Source organism: Pseudoduganella sp. UC29_71 (assembly GCF_042693265.1).
Lineage (GTDB): Bacteria > Pseudomonadota > Gammaproteobacteria > Burkholderiales > Burkholderiaceae_D > Rugamonas.
In genome coordinates, this window is sequence record NZ_CP170549.1 from 1,625,721 (window position 1) to 1,641,826 (window position 16,106).

The following is a 16,106-nucleotide window of genomic DNA, read 5'->3' on the forward strand; positions in this document are numbered from 1 at the left end:
GCCGCGTTTGCTATTGCCCACCGGAGATTGCATCGCCATGACGTTCCGCAGCGCCGCCGTACTTCTTGCAGTTCTTGCCGGCCCGGCGCTTGCCGGCGCTTCGCCTCCCATCGACCGCCAGGCATTGGCCGCGCGCCATTCGCCGCATCTCACCGCGATCGACATCATGTCCCCGCTCAGCGTGGGCAACGGGCGCTTCTGCTTCACGGCCGACGTCACGGGCCTGCAAACGCTGCCCGAGCATTACCGCGTCGGCGGCACGCCGCTGGAAACGCAGGCGCGCTGGTCATGGCACGAGAACGCCAATCCGAACAACTACAAGCTGTCCGACGCCAACCGCAGCTACACCGCGCACGGCCGCACGCAGGGCTATCCCACCAATGCCGGATCGCCGGCAGGGCAATGGCTGCGCGAGAATCCGCACATCCAGCCGCTGCCGCAGATCGGCTTCGTGCTGGCAGGCGAGGGCGCACGGCCGCTGACGGCTGCCGACGTGAGCGCGGTGGATCAGCGCCTGGACCTGTGGCGCGGACAGCTCGACAGCCGCGTCAAGCTGCTCGGCCAGCCGGCCGCTGTGCGCAGCAGCGTCAGCCCGGACAGCGACACCCTGGCGCTGCACATCGATACGCCGCTGTTCGCGCAAGGCCCGCAGCGCGTGGCCGTGCGCATCGCGCTGCCGCTGGGCTACGACCAGGCCGCTGCCCGCCACAATCCGCCGCTTGACTGGTCCAGGCCGGACGCGCACCAGACCACCGTGCTGGCGCAAACCGCGCGCACCCTGGCGCTGGAGCACAGCCGCGACGCATCCCGCTACGGCATGACGCTGGCAGCCAGCGCGCCCATCACCATCAAGCGCAGCGGCCCCCACGCCTTCGACATCACCCCCGCCTCCGGCCGCATCCTCGACCTGACGCTGACCTTCACCCCACGCAGCCCAACTCCTTCCGCCGCCGCGCCCGCCACGGCCGCCGCGTCCATCACCCCAGCCGCCGGGGCCGCGACCGTCGCCGCAGTCCCAGCTGGCGCTTCGGTCTCCTCGGCCAGCGCCGCGCCGTCGGCCGCCCGCGCCTTCGACCGCGCCGCCGACCACTGGCGCGCCTACTGGCAATCCGGCGCCGCCGTCGACTTCACCGGCAGCACCGACCCGCGCGCACGCGAGCTGGAACGCCGCGTCGTCCTGTCCCAATACCTGGCCGCCATCCAGCTGGGCGACGACCTGCCCGCCCAGGAAAGCGGCCTCACCACCTCCACCTGGTTCGGCAAGCACCACACCGAAATGGTCTGGTGGCACACCGCCCACTTCGCCCTGTGGGGCCGCCCGGAATACACGGCCCGCACGCTCGGCTGGTACCAGCGTACCTTGCCGTCCGCCCGCGCCGTCGCCGCCGAGCGCGGCCTCAAAGGCGCACGCTGGATGAAAATGACCGGCCCAGAAGGCCGCGAAAGCCCTGGCGGCAACCCGCTGATCGCCTGGAACCAGCCCCACGCCATCCACCTCGCCGAACTGCTATACCGCGCCAACCCCACGCCCGCCACCGTGGCCCGCTACGGCGAACTGGTCTCCGAAACCGCGCAAGCCATGGCCTCCATGCTGCACTGGGACGAAGCAGGGCAGCGCTATGTGCTCGGCCCACCGCTCTGGATCGCGCAGGAGATCTACGACCAATCCACCAGCATGAACCCCGCCTATGAGCTGAGCTACTGGGCCTGGGCCTTGGAAGCCGCCCAGCAATGGCGCGAGCGCGCCGGCCTGCCGCGCGACCCGGACTGGGAACACAAACGCACCCACCTGTCCGCGCTGCCGACAAAAGACGGCAAATACGTCGCTGTCGAATCCCACCCCGACACCTGGGACAACGTCGACAGCCGCCACGACCACCCATCTTTCCTGATGGCGCTCGGCCAGCTCCCCGGCGACGGCGTGGACCGCGCCACCATGCGCCGCACGCTGGACGCCGTCCTCGCCAACTGGGACTGGGCCGCCAAGATCTGGGGCTGGGACTACCCCATGATCGCCATGACCGCCGCCCGCCTCGGCGCCACCACGCAGGCCGTGGACGTGCTGCTCAAATCGGACGGCCCGAACAACGGCTACACGCAGGCCGGCCACAACCCCAACAAAGGCCTGCCCGTCTACCTGCCCGGAAACGGCGCCTTGCTTGCCGCTGTCGCCATGATGGCCGGCGGCTGGGAAGGCGCCCCCGGCTGCACACCAACCGCCTGCAACGCACCCGGCTTCCCATCCCAGGGCTGGACCGTGCGCGCCGAAGGCTTCAGGAAGCTGCCATGAACACGCATACCGTCTCCAAAGCCGTCGCCGCGCTCAACATCGCCGCCAGCCTTGCGCTCGGCCTCGCACTCTACTTCGCGCTCGGCCCGGCCAGCGCCACCGCCGCTGCCACCTCTGCCGCCACTGCCGCCGCCGCTGTCGCCGGCGCCGTGCCGCCAGGCACCCCCACGCCTGCCATCGTTGAACGCTGGGCCAGCACCGAAATCACGCTGCCCGGCCCCAGCACGGGCAATCCATTCCTGGACGTCGAATTCTCCGCCACCTTCCGCCAGGGCGCCCGCCAGCTCAAGGTTCCCGGCTTCTACGACGGCGACGGCCAATACAAGATCCGCTTCATGCCGGACACCGTGGGCGTGTGGGAATACGAAACCTACAGCAACCGCCCCGAACTGCGCGGCCGCAAAGGCAAGCTGACCGCCACCGCACCCTCGGCCACGAATCACGGCCCGGTGCGCGTCCACAACACCCGCCACTTTGCCTATGCCGATGGCAGCCCGTTCTGGCAAGTCGGCACCACCAGCTACGCCTGGACCCACCAGGGCGACCAGCTCGAAGACCAGACCCTGAAGACCCTGTCCACCGCGCCGTTCAACAAGCTCCGCATGGGCGTCTTCCCCAAGCGCTATGAACACAGCAAGAACGAGCCGGTGTATTACCCCTTCGAGGGCCAGCCGCCCAAGACCTGGGACTACACCCGCTTCAACCCCGCCTTCTTCCGCCACCTGGAACAGCGCGTAGCCCAGCTGCGCGACCTCGGTATCGAAGCCGACATCATCCTGTTCCACCCCTACGACAAAGGCGCCTGGGGCTTCGACAGCATGCCGCCGGACGTCAACCAGCGCTACCTGCGCTACGTCGTGGCGCGCCTGAGCGCCTACCGCAACGTGTGGTGGTCGATGGCCAACGAGTTCGACTTCGTCAAATCCAAGACCATGGAAGAGTGGGACAGCTACTTCCAGACCGTGCAGCGCGAAGATCCCTACCAGCACCTGCGCTCCATCCACAACGCCTTTGTCTTCTACAACCACACCAAGCCCTGGGTAACGCACGTGAGCGTACAAAGCGGCGCCATCACCGAAGACTACGAACGCGCCGTGCTGCTGCGCGACGTCTACAACAAACCCATCGTCTACGACGAAGTGAAATACGAAGGAAACTTCCAGCAGCGCTGGGGCCAGCTCACGCCGGAGGAAATGGTGCTGCGCTTCTGGCAGGGCGCCATCGCCGGCACCTATGTGGGCCACAGCGAAACCTATGAAGACCCGCAGGACATCGTCTGGTGGGCCAAGGGCGGCGTGCTGCGCGGCCAGAGCCCGCCGCGCCTGGCCTTCTTCCGCAAGATCCTCGGCGAAAGCCCGCCCGAAGGCCTGGAACCGATAGACAAATGGCAGGGCCACCCGTTCGCTGGCAAACACGCCCAGTACTACCTGGGCTACTTCGGCGAGCAGGCGCCGGCCAGCTGGCCCTTCGTGCTGTTCAAGACCGGCCTGGCCGATGGCATGAAATTCAGGGCCGAAGTGATCGACACCTGGAACATGACGGTAACGCCGGTGGCCGGCGTGTTCGACATCGTCAAGCGCGACAACTACACCTTCGCCGACAAGGCCGGCCGCAGCATCGCCTTGCCGGCTCGGCCTTATATGGCCTTGCGCATCGTACGGGTACCTTAAGGAGACGAATTGATGAGAAAGCTGTATCTGCTGGCCTGCGCGCTGGCCGCCAGTATTGCGCTGGCCACGCTGCCGGCGCCGGCGGCCCTTGCGCAGACCACCGTGGAACGCTGGGGCAGGGCGGAAATCGCCTTGCCCGGCCCTTCCAGCGGCAATCCCTTCATGGAAGTGGACCTGTCGGCCACGTTCCGCCAGGGCGCGCAAACGGTGAAGGTGGCTGGCTTTTACGACGGCGACGGCCAGTACAAGATCCGCTTCATGCCGCCCGAAAGCGGCGACTGGGAATATGAAACGCACAGCAACCGCGCGCAGCTGAACGGCCGCAAAGGCAAGGTCACAGCCACGGCGCCGTCGGCCGGCAATCACGGCCCGGTGCGCGTGCATAACACCCGCCACTTCGCCTACGAAGACGGCACGCCGTTCTGGCAAGTGGGCACCACCAGCTACGCCTGGGCGCACCAGACCGAAGCGCTCGAGCAGCAGACCCTGAAAACGCTGGCCGCCGCACCGTTCAACAAGCTGCGCATGGCCATCTTCCCCAACCACGACGACAAGAACGAACCGCCGCGCTTCCCTTTCGCGGGCCACCCGCCCAAAGCGTGGGACCTCACGCGTTTCAATCCCGAGTTCTTCCGCCACCTGGAGCGGCGCGTTGGCCAGCTGGGCGACATCGGCATCGAAGCGGACCTGATCCTGTTCCATCCCTACGACAAGGGCTACTGGGGCTTCGACCGCCTGCCTGCCGACGTGAACCAACGCTACCTGCGCTACGTGGTGGCGCGCCTGAGCGCCTACCGCAACGTGTGGTGGTCCATGGCCAACGAGTTCGACTTCCTCAAGGAGAAAACGATGGCGGACTGGGACAACTACTTCCAGACCGTGCAGCGCGAGGACCCGTACAACCACCTGCGTTCCATCCACAACGCCTTCGTGTTCTATAACCACACCCAGCCCTGGGTGACGCACGTGAGCGTGCAAAGCGGCGCCATCGCGGAAGACTTCGAGCGCGCGGTGCTGTTCCGCGACGTCTATAACAAACCGGTGGTGTACGACGAGGTGAAATACGAAGGCAATTTCTCGCGCCGCTGGGGCCAGCTCAAGCCGGAGGAGATGGTGCTGCGCTTCTGGGAAGGCGCGATTGCAGGCACCTACGTCGGCCACAGCGAAAGCTATGAAGATCCGAACGGCATGGTTTGGCTGGCGAAAGGCGGCACCTTCAAGGGCAGCAGCCCGCCGCGCCTGGCCTTCTTCCGCAAGATCCTGAGCGAGAGCCCGCCGGAAGGGCTGGAGCCGATCGACAAATGGCAGAACCATCCGTTCGCGGGCAAGCACGCCCAGTACTACCTCGGCTACTTCGGCCTCGGCACGCCCAAGGACTGGCCTTTCGTGCTGTTCAAGACCGGACTGCAGGACGGCATGAAGTTCCGCGCCGAAGTCATCGACACCTGGAACATGACCGTCACGCCGGTGGACGGCACGTTCGAGATCGTCAAACGCGACAACTACACTTTCGCCGACAAGAACGGCCGCAGCATCGCATTGCCCGGCCGGCCCTATATGGCGCTCCGCATCATAAGGATTCCGTAATGAAGAACATGACCACGCCGCCGTCACGCCTGGCCCGCCTGCCGCGCGCGCTTGCCACCGCCTTTGCCGCGGCCGCGCTGCTGGCGTCAGGCGGCATGCTGCCCACGGCGCATGCCGCCATCATCGGCTACATGCAGCCGTACGACACGCTGACCGAAGCCCGCATCTCCAGCTCAGCGCTGCCGGCGGCGGAGCAGGCTGCCTGGCGCGACTACCTCGCCCGTTCCCGCGCGCTGATGGCCGCCGACAAAGCCGTACTGGCCGCCGAGCGCGGCGCTGCCGCTCCGACAGCCGCAGCTCCCACCGCCGCAGTGCCCACCGGCAGTGCTACGCCGCCGGCGCCCCCGCACAACACCAGCCACGACGGCGGCATGCCGCTCAACCGCCAAGCCGCGTGGTACGGCAGCGCCGAAGCGCGCCTGGTGGCCGCCAACATCCTCAGCTACCAGACCCCCGCCGGCGGCTGGGGCAAGAACACCAACCGCGCAGCGCCCCCGCGCCAGCGCGGCCAACACTACGTGGTGGACGACGTGGTACCCGGTTCGCCGCCGCGCAAAGATGCCTGGAACTACGTTGGCACCATCGACAACGACGCCACCACCACCGAACTGCGCTTCCTCGCCCGCGTGCAGGCCCAGGCTCCGGGTGCCGGCGGCGACGCCTACCGCCAGTCCTTCCTGAAGGGCCTGCGCTACCTGCTCAACGCCCAATACCCGAACGGCGGCTACCCGCAGATCTACCCACTGCAAGGCGGCTACCACGACGCCATCACCTTCAACGACAACGCCATGGGCAGCGTGGTCGAGCTGCTGGACGAGGCAGCGGCAGCAAAGGGCGACTACGCCTTCGTCCCCGCCGCCATGGCCGGCGAAGCGCGCGCCGCCGCCGCCAGGGCCGTGCAGCTGATACTGGCTTCCCAGATCGTCATCGGCGGCGTGCGCACCGCCTGGTGCCAGCAGCACGACCCGATCACGCTGTCTCCCGTCGGCGCGCGCAACTTCGAACCGCCATCGCTCACCAGCGGCGAAAGCGCAGCCCTCATCATCCTGCTGATGCGCCTTCCCGACCCATCGCCCGACGCCGTGGCCGCCGTACGCGGCACCGCCGCCTGGCTGCAGCGCGCCGCACTGCGCGACGTGGAATGGACCGGCAAAGAGCCAATCGCCGGCCGCATGCTGGTGGCCAAGCCCGGCGCCGGCCCGATCTGGTCGCGCTACTACGACATCGCCACCATGAAGCCCATTTTCGGCGACCGCGACCGCAGCATCCACGACGACGTCAACGCCGTCAGCCTGGAACGCCGCAACGGCTACGCCTGGTTCGGTACCGGACCCGCCAAGGCGCTGGAGCTCTACGCCCGCTGGCCGCACAGCCGGCCATAGCATGGCCAGGTCCCCCATTGATGTGATACTCTTTGGAAATATTGAGTTAATCATAAGAGGGGCGGATGATGCTGAGGTCAACGGCATGGGCGGCGCTGGCCGCATTGAGCACAGTGGCCACCGCCGGGGTAGATCCGGAAGTGAATCTACACAAGGCCGAGCAGGCAGTGCAAGGGCCGCGTGCCGTGCTGGCCACGCATGCACTTGCGCTGAGCGAGGTCGAGCAGGCAAAGAAGGCGCTTAACAGCAGCCTGCAGACTTTGGGCACCCAGCGTTCGTTCACCGGCGACCCCGAGGGCGCCATGGAGGCGTTTGATGAACAGGCGGCGCTCTTTCGCCGTGCCGCCAACCGATATGCCGACGATACCGACCGCCTGGCGGCAGCCAGCGTCGACGACGCGCTGGACGCCATCGTGCGCGAAGCGCGCAGGCACCGCATCGTCATCCTGAACGAAGCCCACCACGTCCCCATGCACCGCGCCTTTGCCATGCGGCTGGCGCGCGAATTGCGCAAGATAGGTTACAGCTGGCTGGCAGCGGAAACCTTCGAGAACACGCCGTTCGAGAAGGGTTACCTGGCGCTTTCGGACGGCTATTATTCGCGCGAACCGGTGTACGGGAACTTCCTGCGCGACGCCGCCAGGGACGGGTGGAAAATGGTGCAGTACGAACCGTTCGATGAAGTTGAAGGCGAATCATTCGACCAAAGGTCCGAACGGCGCGAGGTCGGCCAGGCACGCAACCTGGTTGACCGCATCTTTGCGAAAGACCCTGCCGCAAAGGCGTTCATTTTCGTGGGCTATGGCCACGCGAGCGAAATGCCGCGCGTCGGCAATGGCGTAGGTACAGCCATGATGGCGGCGCAGCTTAAACACATGACGGGACTCGACCCGCTGACGATCGACCAGGTTGCCATGATGGCGCACGTCAAGCAGGAGGCGGAACATGCGATGTACGACAAAGCGCTTGCGCGCGCGGCCCGGGCAACGCCGTTCGTGCTGCGCTCTCCAGCCGGCGGTTATGAGGTGTTCGGCGGCCCGCGCTATGCGATGGATATGCAGGTGGTGCACCCGCGCTACGGCATGGATGGCACTAGCGGGAGGCCGGACTGGATGCAGTCGCTGGCCGGTTTCAAGCCGTCTGCTGCGCCTCGCGAGTTGTTGCCGGTGACGGGGACCAAGCTGGCCTATGCGCACGTGAAGGGAGAGCCAGCTGACTCAGTGCCGGCGGATGTTATCAGGCTGCAGGCAGGCAAACCCGCGCCTCGGTTCATGCTGCCGCCGGGGGACTACGTCTACAGCGTACGCGATTAGAGTAACTTGCCGAGCCGGAGCCGCTACCCGCTCGGTTATCATGGCCGCCTATCGATATACAGCAAGGATAAAGCGGCATGGGCGACATACTGATGAAATTGCACGGCAACCGCTTGGCCGCGCCGATTCGCGCGCGCGCTGGGCTTGCCCGAGCCGGTGGTGCTGGCGCGCGCGGCGGGCGGGTACGAGGCGCGGCCTTTCGAGGGCCAAGGCGCGCTGCTGTGCGCACCGGCCGGAGGGTACGCGGCGCCGGCGCTGCGCGCTGCGCTGGCGGACGCGGGCGCCACGGTGCTGGCGGACATGCCCGGGGACGCGCGTCAGCAGATCGGCATCGTAGTGATGGACGCCACGGGCTGCCGTGCGCCGGGCGACTATCGCGCGTTGTACGACGCGTTTCATCCCATTGTGCGCCGCATCGCCCGCAACGGCCGCGTGCTGCTTTGCGCGCCGCTGGTGGAAGCGGGCGGCGATCCGGTCCAGGCTGCGGTGGCGCGCGGCATCGAGGGCTTCGCACGCTCGCTGGGCAAGGAACTGGGGCGCAAGGGCGTCTGCGTGAACACTGCCTATGTCGCCGCCGATGCCGTGGACCGGCTGGCGGGCGTGGTGCGCTTCTTCTGCGGCAAACAGGCTACTTATGTATCGGGGCAGGCGGTGCGCGTCACGGCGCGCGTGGCCGCGCCGCAGTCCGGGGCTGCGGCGCAGGTACTGGCTGGGAAGATGGCGCTGGTCACAGGGGGCGCGCGCGGCATTGGCAAGGCCATCGTGGAACGCCTGTCGCAAGAGGGCGCGCGCGTTATCTGCCTGGACGTCGCGGGAGCCGCCGACGAGCTGCGCGCGACCTGCGCGCAGTTCGGCGCCGTGCCGCTCACGCTGGATATCACCGCATCCGGCGCGCCGGAGCAGCTGGCGGACTTCCTGCGCAGCCAAGGCGGCGGCCTGGATATCCTGGTACACAACGCCGGCGTGACGCGCGACCGCACCTTGTCCAATATGCGGCCGCAGGACTGGGACCTGGTGGTGAACATCAATTTCGCAGCCATCGCCGCCATCGACAGCACGCTGCTCGCGGCGGGGCTGCTGCGCGACCAAGGCCGCATCGTCTACCTGTCCTCCATCAGCGGCGTGGCCGGCAACTTCGGCCAGACCAACTACGCGGCCACCAAGGCGGCGCTGATCGGCTACGCGGCGGCGCAGGCGCCATTGCTGGCGCCGCGCGGCATCTGCGTGAACGCCATCGCGCCGGGCTTCATCGAAACCGCCATGACGGCCAAGCTGCCGTTCTTCACGCGCGAAGTGGGCAGCCGCCTGAACGCGCTGATGCAGGCCGGCCAGCCGAGGGACGCGGCCGAACTGGTGGCCTTCCTGAGCACGCCCGGCGCCAGCGGCATCAGCGGCGAAACGGTACGCGTGTGCGGCCAAGGCATGATGGGAGCCTGACACCAAACATAATATATTGTCATGCCTTTGTAATAATCCTGTGATCCAATAAGGCCCGCCGTTAAAAACATAAAACAGGGACCGGGGATCATGGGCTTCAAGGTGATGGTGGTCGAGGACGAAGCGGCGATTCAGGAGCTGATCGCGGCCTCGCTGAGTGGGTATGAAGTGCGCTGCGCGGGCAGCGCGGAGGCGGCCCTGCTGATGCTGGCTCAAGGTACGCCGGATCTGCTGGTGCTGGACTGGGGGCTGCCGGGGCAGTCGGGCATCGACCTGCTGCGCCGCCTGCGTGCACATGCGCCGACCCGCTCGCTGCCGGTCATCATGCTGACCGCCCGCAGCCAGCCGCAGGACGTGGTCTTCGGCCTGGAGTGCGGGGCGGACGACTACATCGCCAAGCCGTTCAGTCCGCGCGAGCTGCGCGCCCGCGTGCAGGTGCAGTTGCCGCGCAAGCCGGGCATGGAGCTCAACGGCTTGCAGCTGGACCCGGACTCGCAAAGCGTCTCTGCGGGCGAGCAGGACCTGGCGCTGGGACCTGCCGAGTTTTCGCTGCTGCGTCATTTCATGCGCTATCCGGAACGCATCCATACGCGCGCGGCCTTGCTGACGCAAGTGTGGGGCAACGACAGTTCCGTCAACGAGCGCGCGGTGGACACGCGCGTGCGGCGCTTGCGGCAGGCCTTGCAGGCCAGCGGCCATCACGCGATGATAGAGACCGTGCGTGGCGACGGCTACCGCCTTTCGCTGACGCGCTGAATACGTTCTCCGGCCCCCGCATGGACGATATCGTCACGCCGTCAGCGCACGAGCTGGAATACCTGGTTCGCGTGATCGAGCGGGCGGCCACGGTGCGTACGTTGGCCGGGCTGTCTTCATGGTCGCAAGGGTTGCTGCAAACGCTGTTGCCACATCAGGCGATGGTGTGTCTGCAGTTCGATCCGCGCGGCGACTTGCATGACGCGCGTTGCCTGCATGGCGATATGGCGCATGCGGTGCTGGCCGAGGCCTTGTGCGCGCTGGCGGAACGGCTGTCGGCTGTCTGCCGCAGGCACTACGGCCTGCCTTGTGCACTGAGCGGCGCCGGCATAGGCGCTGGCGTTGCTGGAGCCGCTGCGCTGGGCGATGTGCGGCACCAGATCGCGGCGCTGGTGCCGGGGAGCTTGCTGTTGCACGGCTCGGGCGACCTGCAAGGCGGGGCAACCATGTTTGTCCTGATCGGCATGCCGGACGAGGGCAGGGCGCGGCACAAGTATTTTGTGGAGCTGCTGCTGCCTTGCATGCATCTGGCGTGGCAGCGGCAGGCGGCGCAGCGGCCGCAGGCTGCTGGCGTGCAGGCCCAAGCGCCGGCGTTGGCCGACCCGCTCACCGAGCGCGAGATTGAGATCTTGCGCCGGCTGCAGGAAGGGAAGATCAACGCGGAAATCGGCCAGGCGCTGGGGATCAGCGCGCACACGGTGAAGAAGCACGTCTACAACATCTACCGCAAGCTGAATGTGCAGAACCGCGTCCAGGCCTTGTCGCGCGCCGCCTCGCTGGCCTTGATCGGGCAGGCGGCATGACGCGGCGTCCCGGCGTGGCCTTGGCCCTCGTGGCGGCACTGGCCGCTACGCCCGCCGCATGCCATGGCGCGGCGGCAATGCCGTTGACGCTCGACTTGTACAACGTGAGCCTGCGGCAGGCCTTCGACGAGCTGGCGCGCTCCTGCGGTCTGGCATTCGACTACGCAGGTGGCGTGCGTACCGACCGGCGCATGTCGATCTTTCTGAAGGATGCCGAGCCGGAATCGGCGTTGTACTTCGCACTGCGCGCCAACAGTCTTGAGATGCTGCCGCCGCAGAACGGCCGCGTGCAGGTGGTGCCCGCAGCGGATACCGACGATACGCCGATTGTCGTCATCGGCACCGGGTCCATGACGATAGAAGTGAGCAAGGACGACGCGGACGTGCGGCAGCAACGCGCACGCATGCAGCTGCCGCCAGGCCCCGGGCTGGCCGAGTCGTTCGGCGCGGGCCAAGCGGATCAAGCGGATCAAGTGGCTCAGGCGGTGCGCGCGGCGCAAGGTGCGGGGACGCTGCTGGACTGGAAGATCCGCCCGCGGTCCCGCGTGGGAAGCAACTTCACCGTGCAGCTGTTCCTGCGCGCCGCGCGGCCTGTCGATTCCGTGCCGCTTACCGTCAGCTTCGACGGGCAAGCATTCGAGGTGATGCGGGTGGAGGGCGGTGACTACTGGGGCCTGCAGTCGGCCCTCGCCAGCCAGGTAGACCGGGCTGGGACGATCACGCTGGACGCGTCGCGGCAGGCCGCTGCGATGCAGCCCGGCTCGGCCAGCATCGCCAACCCGGCCAGCCCCGCCAGCCCGGCGCGCTCCGCCGGCGCGTCCGCCAGCGGCGGGCTGCTCGCTTCGATCACCTTCCGCGCCGTCAGCGTCGCGCCGGCCGCGCACATCCAGGTCGTTTCCGCCCGCGCGCTGGACGCCGAAGGCAAGGATGTCGGCGTGGCCGTCCCGCTGCGCCACGCCATGCTGGTGCAGCCCTGAGCGGCAACGCGGCACCTTGGGCGTAAGCCGTTCGGCCTATTTTCCGTGTCAGACATGACATCGCGTTGACACACTTGCAATCTACCATCCTCGGCTGAGCTGCGGCCCGCGCAGCGACACAACTCCCCCACGGAAGCCGACTATGCACACCCCATTCAAATTGAAGCACCACCTGCTGCTGGCCGCCCTCGGCATGAGCGCCGCCGCCACGGCGCACGCCGAGCCATTCAAATTCGGCGTCATGGCCGACACCCAATGGACCAGCAACGACGCTGGCAACAACCCGAACACTGTCGCGCTGGGCATCATCAACCAGATCCTGCCCAAGTTCGTCGAACAGCAAGTGAAGTTCGTGGTGCAGGTGGGCGACCTGACCGACAACGGCAGCACCGGCGGCCTGGATACCTGGAACGTGGCTGCGCAAACCCTGTACAACAACCAGATCGGCTTCTACCCTGTGCGTGGCAACCACGAGCCGTCCGCCACCGCCGCCGCGCGCTTCATCGCCAACTTCCCGCAAACGCGCGGCCAGGGCGCCAACGTGGCCGGCGCCGTCAACCACGCCAGCCCGGCTACGCCGGTGGGCCTGACCGGCCTGACCTACTCCTTCGACTACGGCAATACCCGCTTCATCGCCGTGGACCAGTACACGCGCACCACCGGCAGCACGCCGGCCGTCAACTCGGCCGCGCTGGACCAGCTGGGCTGGATCGGCCAGCAGCTCGACAGCAAGCCAGCCGACAGCCACGGCTTCGTGTTCGCGCACAAGGAGCTGGTCGGCCAGAACCACACCGACGTGCTGCTGGGCGCGGACCCGTCGTCCAACGCCGCGCAGCGCAATGTGCTGATCGGCGCCATGGCGCGCAACAAGGTGCGCTACTTCCTGGGCGGCCACGACCACATGCATCACCGCTCCATCGTCAAGAGCCCGGACGGCACCGCCACCGTGCAGAACATCATCCACTCCTCGGACAGCTACAAGTTCTACGTGCCGTCGGTGCCGTCGAAAGACCAGGTCTACAACGCCGCCAACCGCCAGGAAATGCCGATTGCGCAGGAGCTGTTCAGCATCGGCTACTACATCTTCACCGTGGACGGCCCGCGCCTGACGGTGGACCACTACGCGTCCGACAATGGCTGCGGCGGTTCGCTGGGCGCAGGCCGCGACTGCGACCTGACCCGCACCCCGGCGCTGACCTTCTTCAAGCGCGAGAGCTACGGCTACAGCCTGAACGGCAAGGAGTTCATCGTGCAGCCCGGCGCCAGCTTCAGCAACATCATCGACGCCGCGCCTGCCGGCGCCAAGTGGGGCGGCACGAAGATGGCCATCCTGGACGGCGCCAACGCCGTCTCCACCACGCTGTACGACGGCCGCGTCGCGATCCAGGACGTGAACACCGGCTGGGCCGCCCGCAGCGAGATCGATGCCGGCGGCGCCGCCAGGCTGAAAAGCGACGCGCTGACCCTGTGGGGCATGGAGAATGCCATCGGCAGCGAAGAGGCGGACGTCTATACCCTGTCGCTGACCTATGACGCCAACGCACGCGGCCCGCTGGCGCTGGTGGCCCGTCCGTTCAACGGCAACGTATGGGAACAGGCTGCCGCCCGCAACATCGGCGGCAGCGCCAAGTTCGTGGTCGGCCCGTGGAAGGCCGGCTACGCGCTGGGCACCTACGGCGTCGATCCTGCCACCCGTACCGCCTGGGCCGTCGTAAACCGCGGCGGCGAATTCGCCGTGGCACAGACCACCAACGGCGACCTGAATGGCGACGGCGTGGTTGACAGCCGCGACGTGGCCCTGCTGACGCAAAAGCTGAACCGCGACGCATCCGAGTTGCCGGGCGCGGACCTCGACAACGACGGCAAGATCACCGCGCTGGACGCCCGCAAGCTGTCCAGCATCTGCACCAGCGTCAACTGCGCCATCGCCAACTAATTCAATCGGAGACACCATGTTCAAACTCATTCGCAAGCACGCGCGCAAGGCGCTGACCGCAAGCCTGCTGGCCGCCAGCGCCATCGGCGCCCCTGCCATGGCCACCACCCTCAGCTTCACCCCGACCGCCGCCAGTGTCGCCGTAGGCGGCAGCGTGGCCGTGGATGTGCGCGTCTCGGACCTGGCCGCAGGCGCCGATCTGGGCGCGTTCGACTTCAATGTGCTGTTCAACTCCGGCGTGTTGAGCCTCACCGGCTACACGCTGGGCGCGGCGCTGGGCGACCTGTCGGTGTTCGAAGCGCTGGACGCCAGCCTGGGCAACAGCGTCAGCGGCGTGTTCAACCTGGCCGAAATCTCGCTGCTGTCCGACCTGGCCTTCCAGCAGGACTCGTTCACGCTGGCCACGCTGTACTTCACCGCCGTGGCCTCCGGCAGCAGCGCGCTGTCGCTGGGCGACGTGGTACTGGGCGACGCCTTCGGCAACGCGGTGGCGGCGGATCTGGGCGGCGCAGCCGTGAGCGCCGTGCCGGAACCGCAGGCGCTGCTGCTGTTCATGAGCGGCCTGGCCCTGCTGGGCGCCGTGCGCCGCCAGCGCAAGCAGTAGTACCCCGGCGCCCGCCAGGGCGGTGCGGCGACTGCGGCGCAAGCCGCGGCGCTACGCCGCTTGCCGGGCGCCACCCCGCAGCGCAATGCTCAACGCATCACTTTGCCGACCAGCCCCCATGACATCCATCCTCAAGACTACCCGCGCCGCGCCGCACTGCTGTGCGCCGCCGCGCTGCACCTAACCCTGCTGGGCGCCGCGCCCGCCGCCGCAGGGACGGCCGCGGCCGCGCCCCAGCGCTCCGCCGCCGCGCGCGACGGCGAAGCCGCTCCCATGCTGATCGCGCGCCAGGGCCACACGGCCACCGTGCTGCGCGACGGCACCGTTCTGGTGGCCGGCGGCATCGGCCGCGACGGCGCCGCCACCACGCACACGGAAATCTACGACCCCAAGACCGACAAATGGACCGAGTCCGAAACCATGACGGTGGCGCGCTCGCAGCACACCGCCACGCTGCTGGCCAACGGCACCGTGCTGGTCACCGGCGGCGTGGACCGCACCACCTTCCGCAACAACGCCGAAGTGTACGACCCCGCCGCCAACACCTGGTTCGCGCTCGGCCCCATGAGCGAAGCGCTGCGCGCCGCGCATACCGCCACCTTGCTGCGCGACGGCCGCGTGTTCATCGCCGGCGGCCACGGCTATCCGGACGACGACGAGTACGAGGACACGATGGCGCTGGCTACCGCCGTCATCTACGATCCGCAATCGCAAACCTGGACCAAGGCTGCACCGATGCGCACCGCGCGCCAGCTGCACGCGGCCACGCTGCTGGCGAACGGCAAGGTGTTGCTCAGCGCAGGGGCGGGCGAATTGGGCGGCCTGTCCGACAGCGAGGTCTACGATCCCGCCACCGACAGCTGGTCGCACGGCGGCGTGCTGCGCGAACAGCGCTGGTCGCACACGGCGAACCTGCTGCCGAACGGGAAAGTGCTGGTTACCGGCGGCTTCGGCTCGAACCGCTCGCTGGCCAGCTCCGAACTGTACGACGCCGCGCAGCAGAAGTGGATGCCCGCCGCGCCCATGGCAGGCGCGCGCCACCTGCACACGGCCACCTTGCTGCCCAGCGGCCGCGTGCTGGCCGAAGGCGGCGTGGTCACCAGCGGTGCCTTGCCGACGGCCGAACTGTACGACTATGCCGCCGACCGCTGGACCCCGGCCAAGGTGGCGCTGCGCAAGCGCTTCAGCCACTCCGCCACCTTGCTTCCGGGCGAGCGCCTGATGCTGCTGGGCGGCCTGGACGCCAACGACATCCTGTCCAGCGCCGAAGTGTTCAGCCTGAAGGCAGTGGAAGCGCCGTAATGTGGGGCGGGGAGCTAGTCCTTTTTTCGCTTTTGCTATACGATTTTTG

Annotated in this window: 12 protein-coding genes; all 12 read left to right on the forward strand. The window is 67.7% G+C overall.

Annotated elements, in window-relative coordinates:
* Positions 1-37: 37 nt before the first annotated feature.
* The 12 genes from ACFJI2_RS07175 (at position 38) to ACFJI2_RS07230 (ending at position 16,057) form a co-directional block, all read left to right on the forward strand.
* On the forward strand, positions 38-2,290 hold the full coding sequence (locus ACFJI2_RS07175) for a hypothetical protein (RefSeq protein ID WP_377704382.1): 2,253 nt from the start codon (positions 38-40) through the stop codon (positions 2,288-2,290).
* On the forward strand, positions 2,287-3,960 hold the full coding sequence (locus ACFJI2_RS07180) for a DUF5060 domain-containing protein (protein WP_377704383.1): 1,674 nt from the start codon (positions 2,287-2,289) through the stop codon (positions 3,958-3,960). The genes ACFJI2_RS07175 and ACFJI2_RS07180 overlap by 4 nt, the downstream gene beginning before the upstream one ends.
* Before the next feature lie 12 nt (positions 3,961-3,972).
* Positions 3,973-5,547 carry a DUF5060 domain-containing protein gene (locus tag ACFJI2_RS07185; RefSeq protein ID WP_377704384.1) on the forward strand — a complete coding sequence of 525 codons (1,575 nt, stop codon included), beginning with the start codon at positions 3,973-3,975 and terminating at the stop codon, positions 5,545-5,547.
* Positions 5,547-6,929 (forward strand): pectate lyase, encoded by a 1,383-nt coding sequence (pelA, locus tag ACFJI2_RS07190; RefSeq protein ID WP_377704385.1) that lies wholly within the window; start codon positions 5,547-5,549, stop codon positions 6,927-6,929. Before ACFJI2_RS07185 ends, pelA begins: the two co-directional genes overlap by 1 nt.
* Positions 6,930-6,994: 65 nt before the next feature.
* Complete coding sequence (locus ACFJI2_RS07195) at positions 6,995-8,242, forward strand: hypothetical protein (RefSeq protein ID WP_377704386.1); 1,248 nt, start codon at positions 6,995-6,997, stop codon at positions 8,240-8,242.
* 144 nt (positions 8,243-8,386) lie between these two features.
* Positions 8,387-9,679, forward strand: coding sequence for a 3-oxoacyl-ACP reductase (locus tag ACFJI2_RS07200; RefSeq protein WP_377704387.1), 1,293 nt, complete (start codon positions 8,387-8,389; stop codon positions 9,677-9,679).
* Between the two features lie 90 nt (positions 9,680-9,769).
* The gene (locus tag ACFJI2_RS07205; protein ID WP_377704388.1) at positions 9,770-10,435 is read left to right on the forward strand and encodes a response regulator; all 666 of its coding nucleotides are present in this window, start codon (positions 9,770-9,772) and stop codon (positions 10,433-10,435) included.
* Positions 10,436-10,455: 20 nt separating this feature from the next.
* Positions 10,456-11,238, forward strand: coding sequence for a response regulator transcription factor (locus tag ACFJI2_RS07210; protein ID WP_377704389.1), 783 nt, complete (start codon positions 10,456-10,458; stop codon positions 11,236-11,238).
* A 191-nt stretch (positions 11,239-11,429) separates the two neighbouring features.
* Entirely contained in the window at positions 11,430-12,215 is a 786-nt protein-coding gene (locus ACFJI2_RS07215) for a cohesin domain-containing protein (RefSeq protein WP_377704390.1), read from the forward strand.
* Positions 12,216-12,357: 142 nt separating this feature from the next.
* Positions 12,358-14,151, forward strand: coding sequence for a metallophosphoesterase (locus ACFJI2_RS07220; RefSeq protein ID WP_377704391.1), 1,794 nt, complete (start codon positions 12,358-12,360; stop codon positions 14,149-14,151).
* 16 nt (positions 14,152-14,167) lie between these two features.
* Complete coding sequence (locus ACFJI2_RS07225) at positions 14,168-14,755, forward strand: PEP-CTERM sorting domain-containing protein (RefSeq protein WP_377704392.1); 588 nt, start codon at positions 14,168-14,170, stop codon at positions 14,753-14,755.
* 60 nt (positions 14,756-14,815) lie between these two features.
* Positions 14,816-16,057: a Kelch repeat-containing protein gene (locus ACFJI2_RS07230; RefSeq protein WP_377704393.1), complete on the forward strand. Its 1,242-nt coding sequence runs from the start codon at positions 14,816-14,818 to the stop codon at positions 16,055-16,057.
* Positions 16,058-16,106 lie beyond the last annotated feature (49 nt).